The organism is Pseudomonas sp. H26/SER47-MNA-CIBAN-0231 (assembly GCF_040310465.1).
In the GTDB taxonomy this organism is placed as follows: domain Bacteria; phylum Pseudomonadota; class Gammaproteobacteria; order Pseudomonadales; family Pseudomonadaceae; genus Aquipseudomonas; species Aquipseudomonas atacamensis.
This window is the reverse complement of record NZ_JBEOPW010000205.1, coordinates 1-232: the sequence shown is the minus strand read 5'-3', so window position 1 is coordinate 232 and position 232 is coordinate 1. Positions and strand designations below refer to the sequence as shown.

Genomic DNA, 232 nt, shown 5'->3' with positions numbered 1-232 from the left:
GCACCAGGTCGGTGGCGGTGACACCTTCATTGAGCTTGCCGGTCAGGCGGAAGCCGATCACTTCCGGGATCAGCATCGACACCGGCTGGCCGAGCATTGCCGCCTCGGCCTCGATGCCGCCGACACCCCAGCCCAGCACGCCGAGGCCATTGATCATGGTGGTGTGCGAGTCGGTGCCGACCAGGGTATCCGGGTAGGCATAGGTTTCGCCGTTCTCGTCCCGGGTCCAGAC

Annotated in this window: 1 protein-coding gene; it reads right to left on the bottom strand. The window is 65.9% G+C overall.

What is annotated here, in order from left to right; genetic code table 11:
• The coding region (locus AAEZ10_RS27810; protein WP_350571904.1) for an aconitase family protein at positions 1-232 on the bottom strand (232 nt) is incomplete at both ends.